The following is a 25281-nucleotide window of genomic DNA, read 5'->3' on the forward strand; positions in this document are numbered from 1 at the left end:
AGCGGGCCTCTTCGGGTCGGTGGACGGTGAAGAGACCGTATCCGGCAAAGAGGGTTACCCGCGCGTTCGGAAGAACGCGGTGTCAGAGTTCGGGACAGTGCCAACGTGGAGGATGTATTCGCTGGTGGCGACGGGGCCTGGCGCACTCGACCTGAGATAGGGCTCGAGCGTCGAGCGGAGGTGCGCTGACATCGAAGCCCAATTCCCTGTGCTTCGAACGGCCTCGCGAAAGTTCTTCAACGCCGGTGCCTGGTCGCACAGTTCCTCGACGGGATCCGATCCGGCTGGTAGTTGCCACTCAAGCAGGTGGGAGGCCGAGCTCACCGACTCCAATCCGGCTGCTGCCTTCTCGAATTCGCTCGAGCTCGACCATGTCGTCGGTAGTGGTGTGATGCCATTCCACGCCGAGGCGGCCTCCCGGCGGAGTGCTGCTGCCCACCCGTTCTCCGACCACGTCGCGACGCAGATCTTTCCGCCTGGCCGGGTCACCCGCATCATCTCTGCGAGGGCAATCGAGGGGTCGGGGCAGAAGATGATCCCGAAGATGCTGACGCAGGCGTCGGCACTCGAATTCGGCCAGGGTAAAGACTGCGCATCGCCGATCGTGAAGGTGGGTTGGGTAGTGCCGGGGTAGGGAATCCAGCGTTTGCGTGCGACCTCGAGCTGGCTGGCGGAGAGGTCGAGTGCGTGGACCGTCATGCCTGACTGAGCCGCCGGGAGCGCAAAGTTCCCGGTTCCGGCGCAGACGTCGTACACCGTGCTCACATGCCCGATCGAGCGCAGTGCCTCCGTCGATGCCGGTGAGAGTTGCTCGGCAAGAGGCGAATACGTCGTACCGTTCCAGTTTCCCTGATTCACGCCAAGCTCCTTTCGACTGCGTCGATGACCGTATCGAGCGCTGCGCCCGCCGCGCGCGCTGATTCGTCGGGGTTGCGTTCCTCGATGGCAGCGATCAAGGGTCGGTGCTCGTCGACGTGGAAACCTGGACCGACACTGACGGCGGACAGTGAATCCGTCACGGCGGCAAGGACTCCCCGGTAGACGTCGATCAGTGCGGAATTGTGGGACGCCTCGACGATCGAAAGGTGCAGGGCCATGCCGGCTTCGACAGTGAAGCCGCCGACGTGACCGGGGTGGGCATTCCAGGCTGCATGTATCCGCGCGAGATCTTCGGGGGTGTGGCGCTGCGCTGCAAGTCGCGCGGCTTCGACCTCGAGTCCGCGTCGCAAGCTCAGTACGTCGAGAATGTCACCTCTGGCGAGCCTGCGCCCGAGTAGTCCTTCGACCGGCGACGCCGCCATGACGTACACGCCGCCACCGTGACGAACGGACAGAACTCCGGCGTGTGCAAGCGCCCGTACCGCTTCGCGCATGGTGTTTCGGGCGACTCCCAATTCCTCGACCAGTGCGGTCTCCGGCGGGAGTTTTGATCCGACGGGCCATCGGCCGGTCGATATCGCGTCCTCGATTGCCGCAGCGACGATGTCTACCTTGCGTCCGGAGTCGGACATGTGTGCCACCTCGGGTAAGTGAGTCAATGACTTTGTCCGAGGTTAGCGTGCTCTCACGAGTGGGTCAATGACTTGGGAATTATCCGCGTACGTCCAGGCTGCGGGCGTAGTGCTCCTTGAAAACCTCGAGATGCGCCCACGATTCCAAGCCGCTGACACCGTCGATGCCCCGGATTCGCTCGGACAGGGCATGGAGGTCGTTGGACGAGTTGGCGGCGACCGTCGCGATCACGTCGTACCGTCCCAGGGTCCGCGCGAGGAATTCGATTCCGGGCAGGGACTCGATCTCCGATACCGCGTTGTCGTCCCGTGAGCCCAGATTGACGCCGATGCCCATCGCCAGCGTCCGGCCACCACCTCGCCGCTTGACGACAGCGCCGACGCGCAGTGCCGTGCTCGCGATCAGGTGATTGACGCGATTGCGCACAGCGCTCGGCGACAGGCCGGTGTGTTCGGCCAGCTCGAGAAATGGCATGCGCCCGTTGCGTTCGAGCAGTTCGATCAAGGTGACGTCCGTCGAATCGAGTCGGATGTCGGCTTGTAAAGCGGTCTCGGGCATGAAGATTCCCTTGATGACGTCGACGTAGACCAGCGTGCTCACGGATCTGACGCCACGCTGTGAGCGGAGTTCGGCGATAGCGCGGTACAGATCGTCGTGGCTGGACACCCGAAGTTCCGCGATCACGTTGTACTGCCCGCTGACTGCCGAGATGTAGACGGCAGCCTCGGATTCGATCAACGCGTCCAGTACCGGGGTCATCGGTCCGGACACGGCGATCGACACGTGTGCGAGTGCCTTCAGGCCGAGAAGTTCGGGGTGTGCGACGGCAACCACGGACACCGTTCCCGAGTCGAGTAGTGCCTGCACCCTGGTGGACACTGCCGCGCGTGGGGCATCGACGGCCACGGACAGTTCGCGGTACGTCGCTCGCCCATTGCGTTGAAGAGCAGCGATGAGCTTGGAATCGAGATCGACCGTCATGGATGCCCCAACTTTTCCAGAGATTTTTCTGTATGAGCTTCCTATTAGAACAGTCGCATGTGGGCATAGATGATGTGGATAAGTGCAGAAATGCTCGAAAACTTGTACAAAAAAGTTGTGTACCACCTGGTCTGAAACTTTGATGCATTGCATAGCTCCAGGTCAGGGCGTAGTTTTCGCTCAACACGCAGTGACCTGCACCACCATTTCGACGAAGGACCACCATGCGCAAGTTGCACACGCACGAAGCCTCGCCGCTCGACGCCACCGCCACGATCTTCACCGGCGCCAAGATCCACACCGTTGACGACAGCACGGCGGGAGCCGAAGCGTTCCTGGTGTTCGGAAACCGCTTTGCCGCGGTGGGGACACTCGAGGAATGCCGCACGGAGGCGCGACGCCTGAGCACTCGCACGACCGCGGTGGTCGAACTCGACGGCGCCACCGTCGTCCCCGGATTCGTCGATCCGCACGCACACCCGTTGATGTACGGACAGATGCTCAGCTGGGTGGACTGCGGGCCGGAGAAGGCGCACTCGATTCCCGGAATCATTGCCCTGCTTCAGGAAGCGGCACTCACAGCTCCTGCAGGTGTCCCGATTCGCGGATACGGCTATGAGCACCGCAACCTGATCGAAGGGCGTCATCCGCTCAAGGAAGAGCTCGATCAGGTTGCCACTGATCGCGAGGTCTACCTCATGAACGCGAGCGGTCACGGCGGCGTCGTCAACTCCTTCACTTTCGACAAGCACGGCATCGATGCGAGCACTGAGAACCCGGCCGGTGGCGAGTTCTTCCGAGACACAGACGGCGAGTTGACGGGCGAGCTGTCCGACGCCGCGTGCAACATCCTCACCGGTGTCAACGGTGTGAAGGTCGGCCATCACGGACCCAACTTCCATCTCGAGGACGAGCCGGAAGAGCACCTTCGCCAGCTGTCGGTCGCTCAGGACAAGTTCCTGGCCGGCGGCGTCACCACCATCGGTGACTGCCAGGTGACGCGTCGTGAATTCGACATGTACCTGCGTCTGGCCGAGCAGGATCAGCTCAAGACGCGCGTCAGCATGTACATGCTCAGCCATCTCCTCGATCACGTCATCGACACGGGAATGCATGGCGCCTTCGGCAATTCGCGGCTCGCGTTCGGCGGCATCAAGTTCTACGCCGACGGCACTCTCGGCGGCTGGACCGCATACTTCCCCGACGGCTACGTGGGCGACCCGTGCCGCACCGGGCAGCTCTACCATGAGCCGGCGGACTACTCGGAGCTCATTGCCAAGGCACACTCCGTGGGTCTGCAGACCGCCACGCACGCACAGTCGCCGACCGCCATCGACATGGTGCTCGACGCCATCGAAGCAGCGCAGAAGGCTCACCCCGACGCCGACGCGCGTCACCGCATCGAGCACTGCGGACTCCCGACGGCCGAGCAGATCGCCCGGATGAACCTGGCCGGTGTCTACCCGGTGAACCAGCCGCAGCATTACTACAACTGGGGTGAGGGCGTCACCGCGGCGATCGGCACTCCGGGCGAGCGGTTCAACCCGCTCGGGGAGTTCATCGCTGCCGATGTTCCCGTGACCATCAGCTCCGACGCCCCGGTCGCAGAGCCCAAGCCGCTCGAGGCAATTCAGGCAGCCGTCACTCGTGTGACACGTCAGGGCCATCAGCTCGGCTCCGATGCACTCCGCATCTCCGCCGACCAGGCACTGCAGGCTCACACGCTCAACGGCGCGCGTGCGCTGGGCCGTGAAGCGGAACTTGGCAGCATCTCGGTCGGCAAGCGGGCCGACTTCGTGATTCTGGGCGCGGATCTCCTCGAGGTTCCGGCCGACGCGATTGCGCAGATCGAGGTCCGGGAGACCTGGATCGACGGCGAACTCGCACATTCAGGTCATAACCACCTATTGTCGAGCACTTCGACCACCGAGGAAAAGTAATGAACCGAGAGCAACAGATCGTGAAGGCCCGCAAGGCGGGATTTGCAGCCTTCGTCGGTACAACCATCGAGTGGTACGACTTCTACGTCTATGCCACGGCAGCCGCCCTGGTGTTCGGTGACATCTTCTTCCCGCCCGGAACCGATCGCCTGACCGGCGTTGCGGCGGCGTTCGCGACGTACGCCGTCGGGTTTTTCGCCCGCCCCCTTGGTGGAATCGTGTTCGGCCATGTCGGTGACAAGATGGGCCGACGCACCGCTCTTGTTGTCACCCTGACGCTGATGGGTGCAGGAACATTCCTCATCGGCATGTTGCCCACGTACGCGTCGATCGGGTTCTGGGCGCCGCTACTGCTGGTCGTGCTCCGCTTCGTCCAGGGCTTCGCCGTTGGCGGCGAATGGGGTGGCGCAGTCCTGATGGCCGTCGAGCATGCTCCCGAGGACAAGAAGACCTTCTACGGCGGATTCGCTCAGCTGGGCAACCCGGCCGGCGCCCTTCTTGCCACCGGTTTCTTCAGCATTCTCTCCACCTTCGGCGACGACGCTCTGCGCGAGTGGGCTTGGCGTCTGCCGTTCCTCTGCTCGGCACTGCTGATTCTGGTCGGCTTGGTCGTTCGCCTGAAGGTCGAGGAGTCCCCGGTCTTCGAGTCCGAGGTGAAGTCCGCGGACGTTCCGGAGATGCTGCCGCTCAAGTACGCGCTGGTGACCAACTGGCGTCCGATCATCCTCGGTATCGGCATTCTGCCGGTCGCAGTCGGCGGCTACTACCTCGTGACGACCTTCATCACGGCATACGCAACCGACCCCGACGTCGGCTTGTCGGAGACGCTGATTCTCAACGCGCTCAGTGTCGCTGCAGTGGTCGAGTTGATCGCGACCCTGGGAGTTGCGTGGCTCGGCGACAAGGTGGGGCGCGTCCGCGTGGTCATCTGGGGTCTTGCTGCGGTCGCAATACTCGCAGCGCCGCAGTTCCTGGTGCTGAAGTCCGGATCCGTGTTCCTGATCTTCCTGACGTTTGCGGTCATGCGACTGGTGCTTGCTGCCACGTATGGTCCGATCGCCGCCGTTCTCTCGCAGATGTTCAAGCCGCAGGCTCGTTACACAAGTATCTCGTTGGCGTACCAGGGTGCCGGCGCGATCTTCGGCGGATTGTCTCCGCTGGTCTCGACGCTGATGTACAAGGCAACCGGCAGCATCTGGCCGGTCATCGCACTGCTGATCGGCATGTGCATCCTGAGCATCGTCTGCCTGCTCTTCGCTCCGCAGCATGTGGACGAGGCGACCGACACCGACGGTGTGCGGCAGGACCTGAACAAGGAATCGGCCTCGGCCTGACTGCCGAGAATCGGCTTCCGCCTGACTGCCGAGAATCGGCCTCCGCCTGACAACTGAAAACACGAAGCTGGGGCAGTACACGATTTCCGTGTACTGCCCCAGCTGTCGTTTCAGGTCAGTTGTCGTTCAGCGACTGTTACGCGCCGACGAGATGGCGGTGAAAGTGATCGCTGCGTCGGTGGGCCTGGCTGAGATTCCTGATCTCGCGAAGCCAGAAGTGAGACGCCAGCGCGTTATTGCTTCCGTAGCCCGTGCCGGAGGTGTCCTCGTCGATCAAGGCGACAAGCGCCTTGATCAGGCTGGTGACCTTGAGGTTGTTGGTCTGAGAATGTCGTACCAGCAGGTCGGCGGCTTCGTCGGTGCTGCAGCGGTAGAGCGTGCAGACAATTTCGAGAGCCCGTTCGCGGAGACGGCCCGAATTGGTCGGGATCCGTAGTCCGTTTGTCGGGACACTGTTCGTCTGGTTGTTCGTGTCGTCGGGGTGAATCATGGTGTTGTACAAGGTATTCCTTTGAACCACATGGGTTTTGGACCCGTGCGGTGTGTAGCGCATGTTGATACTGGTGCAGTCGGTACGCGATTGGCGGCGGACTCTGTCGGAGCCTTCGGCCTGGTCAACAATCTGCGGGACTGATGAAAGTGCGTAGTGATCAAAGGCGCGGATTTGCACCGAACTGGAAGTCTGCCCCTGGAACGAATATTGGAACTGTCGTTCCGGGCGAAGCGACCGGCTGCCTGACTGACGGCTGCCCTCTGATAACCCCACCGTACGTCATGGAGTTGGTTTCAGCTAATCCTTTTGCGGGCGATCATGCTCACAGTAGGCGGTTTCACCTGCTCAAGGAGTGTTTACGTGATCGATTATTGCTTGCTTGGTGATAGCCCAGGCGTTGGTTGTCGGGTTTCCGAAGTCGCCGTGGCCGACGCCGGGTAGTTCGATCAGATCGACCACGTCGCCTGCTGCTCGTGCGGCACGGGCATAGCGCCGGCTCTGTTCGACCGACACGACCTTGTCGCCGAGTCCGTGGATCGCCGTGACGGGGAGCCCGGTGGGGAGATGTTCGATCGGTGACGCGATGCGGTAACGGTCAGGGTGATCGACCGGCATGCCGCCCAGAAGATTTCGAACAAATCGATCTTTGCCCGCGGTTGCGGCGAGTGTCATGTCGAAGACGCCGGCCATGATCGTCGCCGAACGAATCGGCACGGTGAGGTCAGGCGCGGGAGCATCCGTGTCCTGTTGTGGTCGCGACGCGACCCACGCGGCCAGTTGTCCGCCCGCGGAGTATCCGGCGATGTGCACGCGACCCAAATCCAGTCGCCCGGAGGCCTTTTCCTGAACGATGCCGGCAAGCGCGTTGGTCGCCGCAACGGTATCGGAGAGAGTAGTCGGCCAACCGCCCTGCCCACCTATACGTCTGTATTCGATGTTCCAGACCGCAATTCCGTAGGGGGTCAGCGTTTTTGCCCACGCACCCGCGTACTCCAGATTGCTCTTCTGCGCCCAGCCGCCGCCGTGGATCAATACGACGACTGGCAGGTCGCCGTCCGATCCGGGTGGAAGATACAGATCGCCGAAAGTATCTGCGGCAGCAGCGTAAGCGATGCGTACCGCAGGGACATCGCGGTCGAGACCGGAGGCGCTGGCGACCGAGATCACGAGCGTGAAGATGCAGACGAGCGCTACGGCGAGGTACCTGGCCAAGCGGTCGCGGGAGCGGTGCGCGATGGCTTGATTCCTCTCGGTCTGCGACGGACGATTGTCAGGAAATCAGTCTATCGGTGCCGAGTGAATTCATGGGGTGAGCGAATGCGCCGTGCTTGCTCGTATGCGTAGTTCGCTACGCGTGTGGGTCGGCGCAGAGGGTTCGTCACCGTCGATCAGGGCGAGCAGTGCATCCACCGCCAAAGCTGCTTGTTCTTCGGGGAAGAAGTCGACGGCGGTGATCGGGGGATCGGAGATCAGTAGAGCGGGCTCGTCACTGTCCTGGGCGATCAAGATACTTCCGGGAATTGACAGGCCGAGATCGAGCGCCGCTCGTGCAGCGGCGGGGGCGCAACCGAGGATGACCGAGAGAATCGCGTCAGGGGGATTCTCGGATGTCAGTGCTTTGTGAGTCGCCGCGTATGCCGCGGAGACGAGTTGTTCGACGGAATTGACGCCCTCGAACGACGCCAGGTCGTCGGTGGCTCGGGGCGACACGCCGTGGATGCGGCACCATTCGAGGTAAGCGATGGTCGTTGCGCGAGTCCATGCCGAATCCATTCCGGGATTGAGGACAAGGATATCCGTTGCGCCCTGTTCGGTGAGGTGGTTCAAGAGCGTTTCGGTCGTGGCGAAGAGATCCGGCGAAATACTCCATCCGAATTGCTCAGGGTTGCCGGGACCCACTACGACAGAAGGTATTCCGAGTTTCTTCAAGATGTCGACGCGAGGGTCGTGCATCATCGGGTCGACGACGATCACACCGTCCATCTCGATGCGACGCAGTCCGTTCGGGTCTTTCATCGACGGCAACAGCAGGAGTGAGTGATCGGCGTGGAACGCTGCCTGTGTGGCGGCGGTCGCCACACGGCCGTACCAGTCGAAGTTGAGGCACTCGGCCGAGGAAGGCTCGTCCGGAGCCGGGAGCATCAACCCGAGGGTGGCGGTTCGACCCGAGCGAAGGTTTTGTGCCGACCGATTGGCTCGGTAACCCAAGCGATCCGCAACCTCTTGAACACGCGCCCGGGTGGCAGAGTCGACTCTGCCCTTGCCGTTGAGTGCGTAGGAAACTGTGGACACGTCGACGCCGGCGGCTGTCGCGACATCGCGAAGCGTCGGGACGTTCGGCGTGATCATCGGGGTCGCGTCCTCTAGTTGCTGGGCGGTTTCTACTCAAGAGTAACGCCCAATCGTTTCGGCAGGGGGAACCTGGCGGACGATTGTTCAGTCGAAGAAATTGCGCCGAATCGTTTCATCAAAGCTATTGACTATGCCGAAACGTTTCGGCACTCTCGTAGAACACCGGGACAACTTCGAGTGAAATTCGGTCGACCTCGGGCACCCTCATTCCCAGTCCCTGCGCCTAAATACGACGATCCACGGAGTTACCCCATGAGAGAGAAAACCCGTCCACGTCGCGCGGGTGCTGCTGCCGCGTGGTCGGCCACTGGTGGTTTGGTCGAACGGCCGGGATTGATTCCGGGTGCACCCGAGATCTGGGTCTACGCAGACAAGTTCTCCTACTTCGCCGGCGATACCGTCTCGGTGCGGGTCCACACCACCGCTGACGAATACGACATCGAGGTGGTCCGTGACGGCGCGCGCCCACAGAGCATCGTCAAGTACATCGGGCTACCAGGAAAACAACAGTCGACGCCCGACGACGCCTATGCGACCGGGTGTGATTGGTCGGAATCCGTTGCCTTCACCGTTGCACCGAATTGGGCTTCGGGGATGTACCTGATCCTGGTTCGAATGCGCCACGAAGGTGTGGTCGTCGAACGTGAGGGCTTCTTCATTGTCAAGGCACGTGAACCCGAGCACGCTGACATGGTCCTCATCCACACCACGAGCACGATGTTGGCCTACAACGACTGGGGCGGAGCCAACAATTTCCGTGGTGCCCCGGACGGTTTCGGCGACGTGGCGACACCGATTTCGTCGACGCAGCGTCCCATCGCGCGCGGGATGTTGCGCAAACCCGAAGGTGCAGCGCGAAACATTCACACCGATATGCCGGGAATCGGATGGGTTCCGCGGCACCCGCCGTACGAATGGGCCTGGGTGAACGGATACTCGCGCCATCACGCCGACGCATTCTGGGCGACGTACGAACGCCCGTTCACGGTGTGGGCGGAGGAGCAAGCGTTTCTCGTACACCACATCACCCAGCACGACCTACATGAGGATCCTTCAGCGCTGCGCGGATATTCGTGTGCAGTCGTCGTCGGTCACGACGAGTACTGGTCGTGGGAAATGCGTGATCGTCTCGACGCATTTGTCGAAGGAGGAGGCGGCCTGGCGCGATTCGGCGGGAACTTCCTGTGGCAGGTACGCATCGAAGGTGACGCGCAGATTTGTTACAAGAACCCCTTCGGCGATCCCATACGAGAAGTAGACCCCACCCGCGTCACCACGGCATGGGATTCCCCCGAGATTGATCGGCCGGGCGCGTGGACGATGGGTTTGACTGCGATGGCGGGGGTGTACAACCGTTACGGTGCAACAGCTCCGAGGTCATCCGGCGGCTTTACCGTATACCGGCCCGATCATTGGGCATTGAACGGAACCGACCTGTATTACGGTGACAACTTCGGAATCGCGCCGGTCTGTATTGCTGCTTTCGCAATGGACGGTGCGGACTACACGTTCAGGAAGGGTCTGCCGTACGCCACCGGTGTCGACGGTGCACCAGAGGATCTGGAAATCATCGCAATGGCGCCGGCAGTTTCGGGGTCACGGGACAACTGGAACGGCACCGCTCCGATTGGTGCGCCCCTCGCCGAGGTGTCGGGAATCTTCGAAAGTGCCTATGGGAGAGAACTCCCCGAGCATCTGCGCGAGTTCGAATACGGTTCGGGAATGGTGGCGACACATCGGCGCGGTCTCGGAACCGTTTTCAATGCCGGGACGACCGAGTGGGTCAGTGGACTGATTCACCGGGATCCTTTCACCGAACGAATAACCGCAAACGTGCTGAATCTGTTTGCTGCGCAACTGTCGAGTTTCACTGAGGAGCCAGACTGACGGCGGCGACCAGCGGTAGAGTTTGTTGCCCGAGGATGATGGCCGAAAGAGGATCCATACGTACGTATGTATGGAGATACTAAATCGACTTGACCAGGGTTTTTAATCCAAACTACCGTAGTCTTCGCCGTTCAGTTGGATGACGGGTGGGTGTGGGGAGCTGCCGAACTTCGACAGTCACGTGCGGATCTCCACGATCAGATCCGCACGTGACCTGGCCGCTGCGATTACGTCGGCGTTCGGTTGATCCACCCGTCTCACCCAGTCCGCGGCCGCTTCGGAACTCCTCCCGAAGCGGCTGTGGCGTTTCACCAACCGCTGTGTGCGTGTCGCCTCCGGAACCTCGAGGTACCAGACGGTGTCGATCGCCGCTCGTACTTGTGGCCAGCTGCCGTCTGGTAGGAGGAGGTAGTTTCCCTCGGTGACGATCAATGGCGTTCGAGGCTCGACAGCGGTTGCGCTGCCGATTGATTCGTCGATCTCGCGATCGAAGGCGGGCGCGTACACAATGGAGTCTTCGGATCGGAGGCGGTGTAGAAGCGCCGCGTATCCGTCGGCGTCGAAAGTTTCCGGAGCGCCTTTTTGTCCACGCCTGCCGAGTCGGTCGAGTTCCCGATTGGCAAGGTGGAAGCCGTCCATCTCGACGACGGTGCACAGTGAGTCCAGTTTCTGCGCAATTGCCTGTGAAGCCGTCGATTTCCCGGCTCCAGGGGCTCCCGCGATGCCGAGAATGTATCGGCCGTTGTCGGTGATCAGTGAAGCGGCGCGTGAGGCAAGTTGATCGAGCGTCAGCGAGACGGTCGGCGGTGAGGTTCTCACTTGTTGCTCCGATCAGTCCGAGGTCCGGTGGATCGAGGGTACGCCGGAGGTCTTCAACCGTTGACAGTCTGAATGGACTGTGAAACTGTGAGCCATGCCACTCGAGAGGCTGGAGGTGTGACCGTGACCCTGCGTGACGCGCAGCGCGAAGCCACGCGCCACCGGATTCTCGATGCGGCAACGGATTTACTGATAGCGGACGGGTATTCGTCGTTGACGACGCAGTCGGTTCAAACGGCTGCCGGAGTCAGTCGGGGCGCTCTCCTGCACCACTTTCCGAATATGCAGGAGCTCACTGCCGCGTTGGTGTCGAATATCGTCGTGCGGAACGAGGCGGCGGTGAGGTCGGCGATGTCTCGACAAGACCCGTCGGTGGATACGATCGAGAACTCGATCTCCGCTTTGTATTCGGCGTTGACTCAGCCGCCGTTCCAAGCGGAACTCGAACTGTGGTCGGCGGCTCGGACGGATCCGGTGTTGGCGGAGGTTCTCCGCGAATCGGAGCGCGTCGCCGGGCGGGATTTGCAGCGAGTTGTCCATGACGCGTTCGGGCCTGAAATTGTTGCTTCCGAGAACTATTCGCAAATTGCAGATCTAACCGTGCTGATGCTCCGTGGTTTGGCGTTGTCCCGGGCGGTACACAAGAGCGATGCCTCTGCGCGTCGTTCGATCAGTCAATGGGCGGGCGTCGTTCGCCTGCTGCTCACCCAGAACTAGCGCAACTCGTTTCGTTCGAGATGCGCTCGATCGACAGGACCGATGATGACAGATTTTGCGACCCTGAAATACGAGACCTCTGGTGGTAAGGCGTACATCACCCTGAACCGCCCCGATCGGCTCAACGCAATCGACGATCGGATGCCGTCGGACATCCGAAATGCAGTTGCGGCGGCCAATGACGACGACGACGTTCGCGTGATCATCTTGCAAGGCGCAGGCAAGGCGTTTTGCGCCGGGTACGACCTCAAGAAGTTCGCCGAAGGAGATCTCGACGGAAAGTGGAATCAAGGCCCGGTGTGGGACCCCATCAAGGACTTTCGGGGCATGAAGCAGAACACCGATGACTTCTTCACCCTCTGGCGATCGCTCAAGCCGACCATCTGCAAAGTTCAGGGTCATGCAGTCGCAGGCGGAAGCGATATTGCGCTGTCTTGCGACATGCTGATCATGGCTGACGACGCCCGCATCGGATACCCGCCTGCTCGCGTCTGGGGTTGCCCGACCACAGCTATGTGGGTGTACCGCCTCGGGGCGCAACGCGCCAAGCGAATGTTGTTGACGGGAGACACCATTGACGGTGTCACCGCCGCCGATTGGGGATTGGCGCTCGAATCGGTGCCGGCCGACGAACTGGACGCTGCGGTGGAGGCGTTGGCGGATCGCATCGCCGGTGTCCCGCTCAATCAATTGGCAATGCAGAAGATGATGATCAATCAGGCGTACGACAACATGGGGTTGCAGGGCACCCAGGTGCTGGCAACCCTGTTCGACGGAATTACGCGTCACTCGCCGGAAGGGCGCTGGTTCAAGGATTTTGCCGAACGCGACGGATTTCACGCCGCGGTGCAGTACCGCGATTCCGGCCGCAAGATTCCAGACGGAGGCGGGCCGCTCCCCGAATCCGACACCCCTTCACGATAGAAAGTGGATGTGAGATGAGCAGTGTTCTCGAAACGTCGTACTTCCCCGCGGACGTGTCGGACCCGATAGTGGAACAAACGGTCGGCGGGCTGCTCCGAGAGTGCGCCGCGGACTCGCCGAACCTGGTTGCTATCCGAGAAGTAGTTCCGGCGCAATCGCATTCGTTGTCCGGTGCCTCCGAGACGGATCGCACCTGGACCTTTGCGGAACTCCTGGGTGAAGCGGAGGGGTGCGCGCACTACCTCTTGTCGCAGTTCGACCGCGGCGACCGGATAACGGTCTGGGCTCCGAACATTCCGGAGTGGATGATTCTGCAGTACGGCGCCGCGCTTGCCGGAATGGTTCTGGTGACTGCCAATCCGGCATTGGGTGCGGAGGAATTGGCGTACGTCCTGTCGCAGTCCCAGTCCCGCGGGCTCTTCCACACCGGAAAGTTCCGCGGCGGCGACATGGCAGCGGTGGCATCCGAGGCGATTTCGATTGCGGGAGCAGAAGTTCTGGCAGTGAACTTCGAGGACTGGGATCGTCAGGTTCGAGGTTGGGCCGGCGAACGGGGCGCACTGCCGGAAGTCTCTCCTGACGACAATGCGCAGATCCAGTACACGTCGGGAACCACCGGAGTTCCCAAAGGTGCGCTGCTGCATCACCGAGGACTGGTCAACAATGCCGATTTCGTCAGTCGGAGAGGTCAATTCCCCGAACGGGGTTCGGTGGTCTCGGCGATGCCGCTCTTTCACACCGCTGGGTGCGGCATCCTGGTCCTCGGCGCCGCACAGCGAAGAATGTCCATCGGTCTGATCCAGTATTTCGATCCGACTGCGGTTCTCGATGCGGCGGAACGCTTTCGGGCCGACGTGGTCAGTGGAGTTCCGACGATGCTGATCGCGATGATCAACGACGCCAGCTTCGCGAGCCGCGATTTCTCGGCCTGTTCGGTGGTCGTGTCGGGTGGGTCGTCGGTCCCGCCCGAACTCGTGAGCACGGTGGAATCGGCCTTCGGTGCGGGGTTCAGCATCGTCTACGGACAAACCGAGGCGAGCCCCGTGATCACGCAGACCAGCCCCGCCGACACCCCTGAAGACAAATCGGAGACGGTCGGTCTCGCGTTGCCGCAGGTCGAGGTGAAGATTTCCGACGTGGTGACCGGGGACAGCGTGCCACTCGGCGAACAAGGTGAGATCTGCGCGCGCGGGTACCTCGTCATGACCGAATACTTCCGCAACCCGGAGGCTTCGGCCGCCACCGTGGACAAGGACGGTTGGTTGCATACCGGCGACTTGGGGACGATGGATCACCGTGGATACGTCCGGGTGACCGGCCGGCTCAAGGACATGATCATCCGCGGCGGGGAGAACATCTATCCGCGAGAGGTCGAGTCCGTGATCTTCACGCATCCGAAGATCCTCGATGTGGCGGTCGTGGGTGTGCCCGACGAGGTGTGGGGCGAGCGGGTGGTTGCCGTCATCAGGTGGAAAGACGAGTCCGACCAGCCGACCGCAGCCGAACTGGTCGAGTTCTGCACCGAGCGACTGGCACGCCACAAAGCACCCAAGGAGTGGTTCAGTGCAGAAGCATTTCCTCTGACCGGCTCGGGCAAGATTCAGAAATATCGAATTGCAAGCCTGGTCGGCGAGGGCGCCTACGGCGTCGTCAGCTGACCCGAGCGCATAGCACGTCGGAGCGATTCTGTCTGGGTTATCCCCGTAAATCGCTCCGATGTGCCCTGTTTATCCTGGTGGCGTGAGTTCAACCTTCGGTGAAACCGGACATAAAGCCACCTCCAGCCGCATTCGCGCCACAGCCTTTGCGTCGAAGGTGATGGCCGCGTCCGACGCTGTGAAGTTCATTCACCCCGGCGACACGGTCGCGATCAGCGGTTTCGCAAGCGCCGGTACTCCCAAGGTGATCATTCCGGCACTGGCCGAGCGCATTCACCACACCCGCGGCAACGGATCGAACTTCACGATCAATCTCCTGACCGGTGCTTCGGTGTCCACCGAGACCGAAAGGCTGCTCGCCGAGGTCGACGGAATCGCGCTGCGTATGCCGTATCAGTCCGAGGCCACCGCGCGTCGCCGCATCAACGACGGTCGCATGGACTACGTCGACATCCATCTCTCCCACGTTGCTCAGCAGGTGTGGGAGGGCTACTACGGCAACGTCGACGTCGCGGTCGTCGAAGTCGCCGGTATCACCGAATCAGGTGAACTGATTCCCTCCGCGTCGATCGGCAATAACAAGACGTGGCTCGACGTCGCAGACAAGGTCATTCTCGAAGTCAACTCCTGGGTGCCCGAGGCGATGGAAGGCATCCACGACGTCTACTACGGCACCGCGTTGCCGCCGCATCGCAAGCCTCTCGAGATCACCCGCGTCGAAGACCGGATCGGCCAGACGACATTCCGAGTGGATCCCGCGAAGGTTGTGGCCGTTGTCGAGACCGACTGCCGAGACAGCGCGAGCCCTCTCACTGCACCCGACGCCGTCAGTGAGGCGATCGCCGGCCACGTCCTGGAATTCTTCGACTTCGAGGTGCGCGCCGGACGGATGCCGGCGGATACCTTGCTTCCGCTGCAGGCAGGCATCGGCAATGTTGCCAACGCGGTGCTCGGCGGTCTCGATCGGGGGCCGTACCGCGGCCTGACCTGCTACTCCGAGGTCATCCAGGACGGGATGCTCAAGCTGATCAAGGACGGAACCGTCGCGCATGCGTCGTCGACGGCTTTGGCGCTCACCGACGAGGGCATCGAAGAACTGACCGCGAACATCGACTTCTACCGCAACCACATCACGCTCCGTCCGCAGGAAATCAGCAACCACCCAGAGGTGGTGCGCAGACTCGGAATCATCGCCATGAACGGCATGCTCGAGGCCGACATCTACGGCAACGTGAACTCGACGCACGTCATGGGGACGAAGATCATGAACGGAATCGGCGGCTCGGGAGACTTCGCTCGTAACGGCTACGTGTCCATGTTCCTGAGCCCGTCGACGGCCCGCGGGGGTGAGATCTCGGCGATCGTTCCGATGGTTCCGCACGTCGACCACACCGAGCACGACACTCAGGTGTTGGTCACCGAGCAGGGGTTGGCCGATCTGCGCGGTCTGTCTCCGCGGCGACGCGCGCGCCTGATCGTCGACAACTGTGCTCACCCGGAGTTCCGGCCACTGCTCCGCGATTACATCGCTCGCGCCGACGCTCAGCCGGGCGCGGGGCAGACGCCGCACATCCTGGGCGAGGCATTCTCGTTCCATCAGCAGTACATCGACACGGGTTCGATGCGCTTGTCCTGACCTTCCGATCGGTGCTTGTACGATCTTCGGACGCCGAGCAAATCAGGAGTGAAGAGCGACATGGCTCGACCGTCGAAACCGTTGATCAGCCGAACCACCGCAGTTGCCGCAGCAATCTCGATTATCGATGCCGAGGGCTTGGACGCTTTCAGCCTTCCGCGTCTGGCTAAGTACCTCGACGTCAAAGCTCCGTCGTTGTATCACCATTTCTCCGACAAGAACGAGATTTTGACGGAGGTTGCGCGAGCAATCGTGTTCGAGACCAGGATTCCGCGTCAGCCCGCGTCAGGTGATTGGCAGGACTGGGTTGTCGCGTACGGCTTGAACTTTCGGGATGTGATTCTGCGTCACCGCAATGCCGCGCCGGTGATGTTGCAGTTTCTTCCGCGAGACCTCGTGACTGACATGTTCGAGGCTGCAGCAGATTACCTCGAGGGTTCGGGAGTTCCTGTGCGGCTGCATGTTCAGATCCTCGACGGCCTCGAGAAGCTGACCTTGGGTGTCACCCTCACTGAGGCGATGAGGCCCGAGGCCAAGCGTTCCGCCGTTTTTGCCAACGTAGATCGAATTGCCCACCCGGTCCTCGACGCCGCGCTGAAGTCGAATCAACGTACGCCCAGGCAGTTGTACGAACAGATGATGCGAAGTTTCCTCTACGGGGTTCTTCACGCCGACCAGGTGGATAACTCGATCTGATCAAGCGGCAGATACAGATGCCTTTTCGCCGTCGACGGCAAGGGCGACTGATTCCTTGGTATTGCGAACCTGCGCGTATGCGATCGTTGCGGCGGCGAGCAGGGTCGGTACGACGAAGAGGAAGAAGATGGATTCCGTCGTCCAGGATCGGTCGACGAGTAGACCGATCCCCAACGGCGTCACGATACTTCCGATGCGGCCGAGTCCCGCTGCGATTCCGAGAGCGGAGACACGTGCTTCGGGGCGGAAGAGGATCGGCACCATGACATACAGGCCGGTGTAGGCCGCGGTCATACACAGCCCGAGCAGAGCTGACGCCACCAGCGCGGGGCTGAGTTGAGTCGAGACCAGAGCGAGGACGCCGAACAGTAGCGAGCCGGCGAGGATGAAGCCCATGGTGATCCACATCGAGGCGAATCGAAGGGCCAGGCCGGCGAAGACCAGCGTTCCGAGCGCGCCGCCGAGCGAGAACATCAGTCCACCACTGATTCCGGCGTTGTTGGACATGCCGGCAAGCTTGAGAAGTTTCGGTGTCCAGGTATTGCCGAAGAAGTATGCGATGTTGACCAGGCCGAAGACGATGCATGTCGTCGCCAGGGCCCAGGACTTCAGGTGAGCCGATCCGGAGACGTTCGGTGACCGCCGCACAGGTGTCGTGTGATTACCCGTGGCCGGGACTCCGGTCAGTTTCATCTTGGAAATCAGTTCGTCCAGCTTCTTTCGCGACGACTCGGTTCCCTTGGCGGCGAGGAAGTCCGGCGATTCTGGGATTCCGAAATAGGCCACACCCGCCATTATTGCCGTGACGACCGCGCCGAGCAGGAATGCGGAGTGCCAGCCGTACGTCGACATCAGCACCGCTGCTCCGGCGCCGCCGAGTACACCCCCGAGTGGAATGCCGATCGCGAACAGCGCGATGAGCGTCGAGCGCTTGCGTGCAGGTGCGTACTCGCCGACGATGATCGGCGAACTCGGGATGATGCCGCCCATACCGACGCCGGCCAGCAGACGCGCAAGCGCAAGTTGTGTGACGTCGCCGCTCGCTGCGGACAGTAGAAGACCGACTGTGATGACGACCAGCGAACCGATCAGCAGGGGGCGGCGCCCGTATCGGTCGCCGACCGGTCCCAAGGCGATCGAGCCGACCGCCATGCCGATGAGGCCGGCGCTGAAAAGCATGCCGGACTGGGTGCCGGATATTCCCCAGTCGTCCGTGATCGGCAGTATGGCGAGTGACATCGAAAGGATGTCGTATCCCTCGGCCATGTTGACCAGCGTGCACAGAAGGATTACCCGTATTTGGAGTCTGCTGAGTGGAGACGCATCGATCAGTTCGCGTGCTGAAGCCATCGTGTTCCTTAGTCGGAAGGGGTGGTTGCGGGTGTGACTTGGCTTGTGCGCTCGGGTGATGTTCACCAGCAGCAGTTTTCGAGTCGACACTGAATCGATGTGCCTCAAGTCACATCGGTTAATCTAACGCAGTTCGGTTAAATGGTCAACGCATGCGCCTTCGGTAAACCTAATGGCGTATGGTTTAGTGTACGAGACGGGATGATTCTGCTGAGTCTGTTCGACTGTTAGCTCTATTCTGTTGTTGTGCAACAGTTTTGCAGTTGTCGATGGTTGACAGGTCGGCCGGGGGAGCTTACGTTTCGCCGAGATGTAAACAGTTACTGACAACTTCCTGGGACGCTGCGGCCCGCAGGAAGGAAGGAATGGTTTCCCATGGCCCTCTCCGATTTCTTCGACCAAGGGTGGAGCGTCGATCCCGCTGCCATCGCATATCGTCACGGCGACGTCGACTGGACGTTCGAAGAAGCAGGTTCGCTGTCCTGTCGTGTCGCGAACGCGTTGCTGCGAGACGGAATGAAGCCGGAAACGAAGATCGGCGTTCTCTCTCCCAATGATCCAGCGGCGTGGTTATGCGTCATCGCTGCCTGGCGTGCCGGGGGAACCTGGGTGCCTCTCAATCCGAACAGTCCGATCACGGACAGCATCGGATTCGTCAACCAGTTCGATTGCGAGATTCTCTTCTATCACCCTGCGCTTGCAGCAGCTGTAGACGAGATTCACGCTGCAGTCGGCGACCGCATCCAGTACATCCGCCTCGAAGGAGAAGCGGACGCCGCCGAGTGTGTTCGTGACTACGCCCGCGCTTTGACGGACTGGCTCGGCGATTCTCCGTCGACGCATCCGAGGGTCGACGTTCCGCAGGATTCCGTGGCGATGATTTCGCCGACCGGCGGTACGACAGGCGCTCCCAAGGGCGTGATGAACACCCACCGCAGCTTCTCGATGTGTGTTGCGCAGCTGATGCTTGCCATGCACTATCGCGCCGACGAGAAGGTGGTCAACCTCGCGGCTGCCCCCATGACGCACTCCGCCGGAATGCTGACCCTGCCGGCAACTGCCCGCGGCGGCGCCGTCGTCGTGTTGAAGCGGCCGGATCCGGAGACCCTGCTCGAGTCGATCGACCGATACAACGTCACCGACCTGTTCCTGCCTCCCACCGTGATCTACCGGTTGATCGAACATCCGGATCTGGCGAACTACGATCTCACGTCGCTGCGGTACTTCCTCTATGGTTCTGCCCCGATGTCGGCCGAGAAGCTGCGCAAGTGCTTGAAGGTTCTGGGTCCGGTGATGATCGAATGCTTCGGCCAGACGGAAGCTCCCGGCTCCATCAGTTTCCTGCGCCCCGAGCAGCACTTTGTCGACGGCGAGATCGCCGACGACGCCCGATTGCTGTCTTGTGGTCGGCCGTCGCCGTTGATCAGAGTCGAAATCCGCGACGACGAAGACAACGCGCTTCCGAGCGGTGAGCGTGGCGAAATCTGCGTACGCGGAGACCTGGTCATGAAGGGGTACTACAACAACCCCGAGGCGACCGGCGACACCATACGTGACGGTTGGCTTCACACCGGCGACATCGGATACCTCGACAACGAAGGGTTTCTGACGCTCACCGACCGCAAGAAAGACATGATCATCTCGGGCGGATTCAACGTCTTCCCAGCTGAGGTCGAGCAGGTGATCTGGTCGCACCCCGCTGTGCAGGACTGTGCCGTCATCGGCATTCCGGACCCGGAATGGGGCGAGGCCGTCACCGCTGTCGTCGAGCTCAACGAGGGCGCAGAAGTAGGTGCCGACGAGCTGATTGCTCTGTGCCGCAACAAGCTCGGAGGTGTTCGTAGTCCCAAGCGAATCGACTTCGTCGAACGACTCCCGCGCAGCGTCAACGGGAAGGTCCTCAAGAAGGATCTCCGAGAACTCTACTGGGCTGATCAGGCTCGACGAGTCTGAAGAACAGGACTGACGAATAATGCACCCTTCATTCGACGATGCCGCCCTGCGATGTGAAGGCACGAGCATCAGACTGCTGGCTTCGCAGTGCAGTCGGTGCGAGAACATCAGCTTCCCTTGCCGTGAGCGTTGCGCCAAGTGCTACGCCGCGGCGACCCAGATCGAACTGGCCGAGTCCGGTACCGTCTTATCGCATTGCACTGCAGCATTTCCGATTGCCGGAGCGCAACCTCCCGTGACCATCGCGCAGGTGCGTATCGGTGACGCCGACATCGAAATTCTGGGAGTCAGTGCCGATCCCGTTCGAATCGGTGATGTGGTTTCCGTTGTTCCCCGGAGTGCGGGCACGGAAGACTCACTGTTCACGACATACGGTTTCGAAAAGGAGTCGCGCGATGCGTGAGGTATACATCTCGGGCGTCGGAATGACGCCGTTCGTTTCCAAAACGACGACACCGCCACATGTTCAGGGTGGACAGGCGTTGAACGCGGCCCTCGGGGATTCCGGACTGGACTGGGCTGAAGTCGGCCTGCTCGTGGTCGGTGCCGTCGGTACCGGAATGTCGACCGCTCCGCTGGTTCTGCACGAAATGGCGTGGACCGGGATTCCTGCTGTTGCGGTAGAGAACGCATCAGCCACCGGCACAGCGGCTTTCGAGCAGGCCCGCGCTGCTGTGGCATCGGGGCAGGTGGAAACTGCCGCGGTGGTCGGAGTCGGAAGCCTAGGTGCTCTCTTGATGAGCCGCGCTGCCGAAGGGGAACGTGAACCGGACTTGATTTCTGTATCCGGCATGGCAGTTCCTGCTGTTCCGTTTGCGTTGATGAAGCAGGCCCGCATGCATCGACACGGCGAATCGGCCGACGCCAGCCTCCTGGTGGTGGAGAAGAACCTCTTCAATGCAAGCCGAAACCCCATGGCGCAGCGTAACAAAGCATTGACGATGGACGAGTTGAAAGCTGCACCGATGCTGGTGGATCCGCTCCGGCGCGTCGAATCCTGCCCGATCGGTGACGGCGCAGCGGCAGTCGTCATCACCAGCAGAAAACTCGCGAACGCCAGTCGGGCAGTCCGAGTGGCTGCCGCCGTAGCGGAGACAGACAAGTGGCACGGGGCTGCCGCGTTCATGCCTGATCTCGGTGTGACCAAGCGGGTCTCCGCCCGTGCCTACGAGCAAGCCGACATTCGCCCCGACAACGTCGACGTCGTAGAGGTTCACGAGGCTTTCAGCGTCGAAGAACTGCAGTACATCGAGGATCTCGGGTTGGCGGCGGAAGGGAAGGCGTCGTTCGCGATGGCAGACGGCGATTTCCACATCGGAGGCCGTGTCGCGGTCAGCCCCAGCGGTGGACTGATCGGCCGTGGGCATCCCGGTGGAGCGACCGGCCTGTCCCAGTTCGTCGAGATCACTCAGCAGATTCGTGGGCAGTCCGGGGTCCGTCAGCACGACGGTGCGCGGATCGGATTCGCGCAGATGATCGGAGCCGGCGGAGTGAGTTACGCGCACATCCTGGTCGGCGAAGACTAGCGGTTCCGGTACGACAGTCCCTCCGCCTTCGGAACGTGGTGGAAGAATGCGGGGGGTGAACGCAACCGGAGTACCCACAGAAGTGCTTTCCCGGGTAGCCGCGGCAGGGGCGGACGACGCCGGTGGCCTACCCGTCGAGTTGCTGGGTGATTTCCTGGACGTGCTCAGTGTCGCCGTATGCGAGGGGAAGCCGCTGCAGCGTCGTCAGCTGCATCGTTTCCGTGCCCGCGGTGAAGAAGCGGCGCAGCAGGGTGTTGCCCTGCGAGCCCTGCTCGATCTTTATCTCTCCTCGGCTTGGCGCCTGTGGCGTGAGCTCCCCGCTGTTATTGCGGCACAATCGGATCCGACTGCCGTCGTCTCGGCCGGCGAAGTCATGCTCCGCGCCGTCGACGATGCCGTCGCCGAACTGGCCGAAGGATTTCAGTTGGCCAGGCGTTCTCTGGTCCGCTCGCAGGTATCGGCACGCCGTGAGTTCGTCGACGACCTGTTGACCGGTGGAGCCGATGTCGTCGGATTGTTAGGTCGTGCTTCGGGATTCGGGCTCCATCTCAGCGGTCCGCATGCCGTCGCGGTCGTGACCGCGACGCGCGAGTTCACCGACGACAATCCCTTGGTGCGGGCCGTCGAACGTGCCGTGCTCGGCAGCAAGGGTGACGCCGACGCGTTGGTTGCCAGCAAGAGCGGCAAACTGGTCGTCGTTTTCGCGGCGCCGGACCGTGATGCCGTTGATCACGTGCTGGCGGGTATTCGGTCGGCTCTCGGACCGGGAACCGATGACGACGGGCGAGTTCAGTTGCAGCGGCGTGCTTTGGACGGCACCTGGCAGATCGCTGTCGGGCGCCCTCGCACCACCGCTTCGGGCGTCGTGGCGTCGTACCGGGAGGCGCTCGACGCACTGGACCTGGCGCAGCGCCTGTCGTTGACCGCACCGATCATCGATGCTCGTGACCTGCTGGTCTACCGCGTTCTGGTCAACGACAGGCCGGCGGTCACCGACCTGATCCACACCCTGCTCACGCCGCTGCTCGAGGCGCGCGGCGGCGCTGGGCCGATGATCGACACCCTGCTCGCGTACTTCTCCGCCGGCGGCAATACGGCAAAGACCGCCCGAGACCTGCACTTGTCGGTCCGGGCGGTCACGTACCGCTTGGACCGTATCCGTGAACTCACCGGCCAGAACGTCAACGACCCCAACGACAGCTTCGCGCTCCACGCTGCCGTGTTGGGCGCGAAGTTGCTCGACTGGCCGGCCACGGAGCTGGCCTGATCAGCTGGTGCGCGCCCGTTCCTCGTAGGCAGCACGGGCCGCGGTGTCGACGTCGCCGAGAAACTGCGTCTCGACGCCGAACAGTCGGCTCAATGCCTCGTAAGGCCGTCGGGGCACGAAACCCTGTGCCTGGACAAGCAGTCCGGACACTCGCGTAATGCGCACGCGTGGTCGAGGTTTGGTGATCAAGCCGACGATTGCTTCGGCGATTTCCTCCGGCTGAACCTCACGGAAACCCTTCATTCCCGAAGTCCCGGAAGTGAGTTGGGTGTTGGTGAGCGTCGGCAGTACGGACGAGACGTTCACTCCGGTGCCACGAACTTCCTTGCGGACAGAATCGGTGAAGCCCAACACCGCATGCTTGGCGCCGCAGTACGTCGACAGACCGGGGCACGGGAGTTCGCCGGCAAGCGAAGCGATGTTGATGACGTGTCCACGTCCGCGTGGAAGCATCCGTCGCAGTGCGAGTTTGGTTCCCGTGATCACGCCGAGGACGTCGATCTCGATGATGCGTCTGGTCACGGTGTCGTCCTCGTCGACGATCCGTCCGACCGGCATGATGCCCGCATTGTTGACCAGTACGTCGATCGGGCCGAGTTCACCTTCGACGGTGTCGAGGAAGTCGAAGAACGACGCGGGGTCGGTGACGTCGAGACGCCCGAACGTACGGATGCCCAAATCTTTTGCAGCCTGCGCGAGAGTGGCTTCGTCGATGTCGCCGATCGCGACCCTCGCGCCCAGGCTGATGAGCCGTTTCGCGGTGGCGTATCCGATGCCCCTGGCGCCACCGGTGATGACCACTACCTGACCGTCGAAAGGCTTGTTCATATCGCGAGCGTCTCCAAAAACTAGAGGGATGGGATTGCAGTGACGTAAATCTGCAGCGACGTGAAACTGCAGTGAGATGTGATTGTGGACCAGTTGAAGTTGGGTAGATAGGCCTTGTTGGCCGAACCAAGGCGATAGATTTATGACTAAGTCACAATTCGGGGAGGCGCCATGGACACATCGGAGTTGGACGGCTGGATTGCGAATCTCGCACCCATCTATCTCCAGCCGGAGGTGATCGACGGTTTCGTCCAACGCATCGACGACGCCATTGCCGAGGCCAATCCCGAGGTAGCGGCTGATCGGGAGCTACGACGCGATGTGGATGCGAGCACCGCGGCGCAGCTCCGCGTCATCGTGGCGGCGATCGCGGGCGGTTCCCAAGAGGTCACGCCGCCGGCGGAGTCGGTTGCGCTTGCACTCACCGTCGCTCGGCGCGGTATGGATCTTCGGGTCCTGCTCAAGATCTACGGCGCCGGACGCCTCGCGATGCTGGGTTTCGTCGACGAGTCGATAGAGGCACTCCCGATCGGTCCGGAACTCAAACGCGCACTTCTCGTTCGAGTGTGGGGTTCGGCGATGAGATGGCTGGAAGTGACCACCGAATTGTTGGTCGCGACGTACGCGAAGGAGCGGGAGAGCTTGGCGCGCGGCGCTTTTGCGCGTCGGTCCGAGACGGTGCACGCGATTGTCGCGGGCGAAGCCCTTCACTCCGACGAAGCGTCCCGGATCCTGGACTATCCGATGCGGCGCCACCACACGGCGTTTGTTCTCTGGACGGACGACACCGACCCGGCTGCAGACGTATTGGCGCGGTTGGACTCGTACGCCCGTACCTTTGTGGACGAGTCCAATGGCGAGCGTGTTCTGACTTTGCCTTCGGGCGCGCGTGAGCTGTGGTCGTGGGTCGCGCATTTCGACGGCCAGGAGTGGGCGTCACATGTTGATGCCCGGCATTCGGATCTTCGCGTTGCAGTGGGAGCGAGCGGTTACGGAATGGAAGGATTCGCTCGCAGTCATCGCGAGGCGCTCGCCGCGCAGCGCGTGGCGGTCCGTTCCGGGGGCTCGCCGGGTATCACCGTCTACGAGGATGTTCAGGTTCCCTGTCTGCTCACCGAAGATCTGGGCGAACTGCGTGAGTTGGTGGCTCGGGAACTGAAAGGCCTGGCCGGCGCGGACGGCGTCACGACGCGCATCCGTGACACCGTCCGGGTCTACTACGAGAACAACTGCACCGCGGCCGCTACTGCCGCAGCCCTCGGCCTGCACAAGAACACCGTGCGGTATCGACTCGATCAGGCCGAAAAGCTACTGGGTCGCAGCGTCGACCAGCGTCGGCTGCCGACGGAGTTGGCCCTCATCGCACTGGAGAGCTACGGAGCCACCATCGCGCCGGCGCCGTGATTCG

General features: G+C 61.9%; 22 protein-coding genes. 13 read left to right on the forward strand and 9 right to left on the reverse strand.

The window, feature by feature from the left end:
- Nucleotides 1-54: 54 nt before the first annotated feature.
- From RE4_RS00695 to RE4_RS00705, 3 genes are all read right to left on the reverse strand, one after another.
- Nucleotides 55-858 (reverse strand): class I SAM-dependent methyltransferase, encoded by an 804-nt coding sequence (locus RE4_RS00695; RefSeq protein ID WP_020909528.1) that lies wholly within the window; start codon nucleotides 856-858, stop codon nucleotides 55-57.
- Nucleotides 855-1511: a FadR/GntR family transcriptional regulator gene (locus tag RE4_RS00700; RefSeq protein ID WP_021345902.1), complete on the reverse strand. Its 657-nt coding sequence runs from the start codon at nucleotides 1509-1511 to the stop codon at nucleotides 855-857. Before RE4_RS00700 ends, RE4_RS00695 begins: the two co-directional genes overlap by 4 nt.
- 79 nt (nucleotides 1512-1590) lie before the next feature.
- Nucleotides 1591-2493 carry an Lrp/AsnC family transcriptional regulator gene (locus RE4_RS00705; RefSeq protein WP_019745816.1) on the reverse strand — a complete coding sequence of 301 codons (903 nt, stop codon included), beginning with the start codon at nucleotides 2491-2493 and terminating at the stop codon, nucleotides 1591-1593.
- Between the two features lie 224 nt (nucleotides 2494-2717).
- On the opposite strand from RE4_RS00705, the gene RE4_RS00710 reads away from it, so the two are divergent.
- Together RE4_RS00710 and RE4_RS00715 are read left to right on the forward strand one after the other, a co-directional pair.
- The gene (locus RE4_RS00710) at nucleotides 2718-4433 is read left to right on the forward strand and encodes an amidohydrolase (RefSeq protein ID WP_060937803.1); all 1716 of its coding nucleotides are present in this window, start codon (nucleotides 2718-2720) and stop codon (nucleotides 4431-4433) included.
- Complete coding sequence (locus RE4_RS00715) at nucleotides 4433-5767, forward strand: MFS transporter (RefSeq protein WP_020909524.1); 1335 nt, start codon at nucleotides 4433-4435, stop codon at nucleotides 5765-5767. Before RE4_RS00710 ends, RE4_RS00715 begins: the two co-directional genes overlap by 1 nt.
- 136 nt (nucleotides 5768-5903) lie before the next feature.
- On the opposite strand, the gene RE4_RS00720 is transcribed toward RE4_RS00715, so the two are convergent.
- From RE4_RS00720 to RE4_RS00730, 3 genes are all read right to left on the reverse strand, one after another.
- On the reverse strand, nucleotides 5904-6437 hold the full coding sequence (locus RE4_RS00720) for an ANTAR domain-containing protein (protein ID WP_238076631.1): 534 nt from the start codon (nucleotides 6435-6437) through the stop codon (nucleotides 5904-5906).
- 168 nt (nucleotides 6438-6605) lie between these two features.
- Nucleotides 6606-7472 carry an alpha/beta hydrolase family protein gene (locus RE4_RS00725; RefSeq protein WP_060937804.1) on the reverse strand — a complete coding sequence of 289 codons (867 nt, stop codon included), beginning with the start codon at nucleotides 7470-7472 and terminating at the stop codon, nucleotides 6606-6608.
- Between the two features lie 90 nt (nucleotides 7473-7562).
- Complete coding sequence (locus RE4_RS00730; protein WP_060937805.1) at nucleotides 7563-8609, reverse strand: LacI family DNA-binding transcriptional regulator; 1047 nt, start codon at nucleotides 8607-8609, stop codon at nucleotides 7563-7565.
- Nucleotides 8610-8864: 255 nt separating this feature from the next.
- On the opposite strand from RE4_RS00730, the gene RE4_RS00735 reads away from it, so the two are divergent.
- The gene (locus tag RE4_RS00735; RefSeq protein WP_060937806.1) at nucleotides 8865-10499 is read left to right on the forward strand and encodes a N,N-dimethylformamidase beta subunit family domain-containing protein; all 1635 of its coding nucleotides are present in this window, start codon (nucleotides 8865-8867) and stop codon (nucleotides 10497-10499) included.
- Nucleotides 10500-10676: 177 nt separating this feature from the next.
- Here the strand turns inward: RE4_RS00735 and RE4_RS00740 are convergent, their stop codons facing one another.
- Nucleotides 10677-11318 (reverse strand): nucleoside/nucleotide kinase family protein, encoded by a 642-nt coding sequence (locus tag RE4_RS00740; RefSeq protein ID WP_060937807.1) that lies wholly within the window; start codon nucleotides 11316-11318, stop codon nucleotides 10677-10679.
- 117 nt (nucleotides 11319-11435) lie between these two features.
- On the opposite strand from RE4_RS00740, the gene RE4_RS00745 reads away from it, so the two are divergent.
- The 5 genes from RE4_RS00745 to RE4_RS00765 all read left to right on the forward strand — a co-directional run bounded on the left by RE4_RS00745 (nucleotide 11436) and on the right by RE4_RS00765 (nucleotide 16949).
- Nucleotides 11436-12035 carry a TetR/AcrR family transcriptional regulator gene (locus RE4_RS00745; protein ID WP_021331692.1) on the forward strand — a complete coding sequence of 200 codons (600 nt, stop codon included), beginning with the start codon at nucleotides 11436-11438 and terminating at the stop codon, nucleotides 12033-12035.
- Nucleotides 12036-12077: 42 nt separating this feature from the next.
- The gene (locus RE4_RS00750) at nucleotides 12078-12959 is read left to right on the forward strand and encodes a crotonase/enoyl-CoA hydratase family protein (RefSeq protein WP_024487574.1); all 882 of its coding nucleotides are present in this window, start codon (nucleotides 12078-12080) and stop codon (nucleotides 12957-12959) included.
- Between the two features lie 14 nt (nucleotides 12960-12973).
- Entirely contained in the window at nucleotides 12974-14617 is a 1644-nt protein-coding gene (locus tag RE4_RS00755) for an AMP-binding protein (protein ID WP_046379496.1), read from the forward strand.
- 82 nt (nucleotides 14618-14699) lie between these two features.
- Nucleotides 14700-16253, forward strand: coding sequence for a succinyl-CoA:acetate CoA-transferase ScpC (scpC, locus tag RE4_RS00760; RefSeq protein ID WP_060937808.1), 1554 nt, complete (start codon nucleotides 14700-14702; stop codon nucleotides 16251-16253).
- 60 nt (nucleotides 16254-16313) lie between these two features.
- A complete protein-coding gene (locus tag RE4_RS00765) occupies nucleotides 16314-16949 on the forward strand; it encodes a TetR/AcrR family transcriptional regulator (RefSeq protein ID WP_031333860.1) in 636 nt (211 codons plus the stop codon).
- Here the strand turns inward: RE4_RS00765 and RE4_RS00770 are convergent, their stop codons facing one another.
- On the reverse strand, nucleotides 16950-18299 hold the full coding sequence (locus RE4_RS00770) for an MFS transporter (RefSeq protein ID WP_060937809.1): 1350 nt from the start codon (nucleotides 18297-18299) through the stop codon (nucleotides 16950-16952).
- A gap of 375 nt (nucleotides 18300-18674) precedes the next feature.
- On the opposite strand from RE4_RS00770, the gene RE4_RS00775 reads away from it, so the two are divergent.
- Genes RE4_RS00775 through RE4_RS00790 form a run of 4 tightly spaced genes read left to right on the forward strand, consistent with a single transcriptional unit; the run spans nucleotide 18675 to nucleotide 23045 of the window.
- Nucleotides 18675-20252 carry an AMP-binding protein gene (locus RE4_RS00775; RefSeq protein ID WP_060937810.1) on the forward strand — a complete coding sequence of 526 codons (1578 nt, stop codon included), beginning with the start codon at nucleotides 18675-18677 and terminating at the stop codon, nucleotides 20250-20252.
- A gap of 19 nt (nucleotides 20253-20271) precedes the next feature.
- The gene (locus RE4_RS31175) at nucleotides 20272-20655 is read left to right on the forward strand and encodes a Zn-ribbon domain-containing OB-fold protein (protein ID WP_060937811.1); all 384 of its coding nucleotides are present in this window, start codon (nucleotides 20272-20274) and stop codon (nucleotides 20653-20655) included.
- Nucleotides 20648-21778, forward strand: a complete 1131-nt coding sequence (locus RE4_RS00785) for a thiolase family protein (RefSeq protein ID WP_003942932.1) — start codon at nucleotides 20648-20650, stop codon at nucleotides 21776-21778. Before RE4_RS31175 ends, RE4_RS00785 begins: the two co-directional genes overlap by 8 nt.
- A gap of 55 nt (nucleotides 21779-21833) precedes the next feature.
- On the forward strand, nucleotides 21834-23045 hold the full coding sequence (locus RE4_RS00790) for a PucR family transcriptional regulator (RefSeq protein WP_021345888.1): 1212 nt from the start codon (nucleotides 21834-21836) through the stop codon (nucleotides 23043-23045).
- On the opposite strand, the gene RE4_RS00795 is transcribed toward RE4_RS00790, so the two are convergent.
- The gene (locus RE4_RS00795; protein ID WP_019745803.1) at nucleotides 23046-23873 is read right to left on the reverse strand and encodes an SDR family oxidoreductase; all 828 of its coding nucleotides are present in this window, start codon (nucleotides 23871-23873) and stop codon (nucleotides 23046-23048) included.
- A gap of 171 nt (nucleotides 23874-24044) precedes the next feature.
- Between RE4_RS00795 and RE4_RS00800 the strand changes: the two genes are divergently transcribed.
- A complete protein-coding gene (locus RE4_RS00800) occupies nucleotides 24045-25277 on the forward strand; it encodes a PucR family transcriptional regulator (RefSeq protein ID WP_020971154.1) in 1233 nt (410 codons plus the stop codon).
- The last annotated feature ends 4 nt before the right edge of the window (nucleotides 25278-25281 follow it).

The sequence above is a fragment of the Rhodococcus erythropolis NBRC 15567 genome (assembly GCF_001552595.1).
GTDB classification, from domain to species: domain Bacteria; phylum Actinomycetota; class Actinomycetes; order Mycobacteriales; family Mycobacteriaceae; genus Rhodococcus_F; species Rhodococcus_F erythropolis.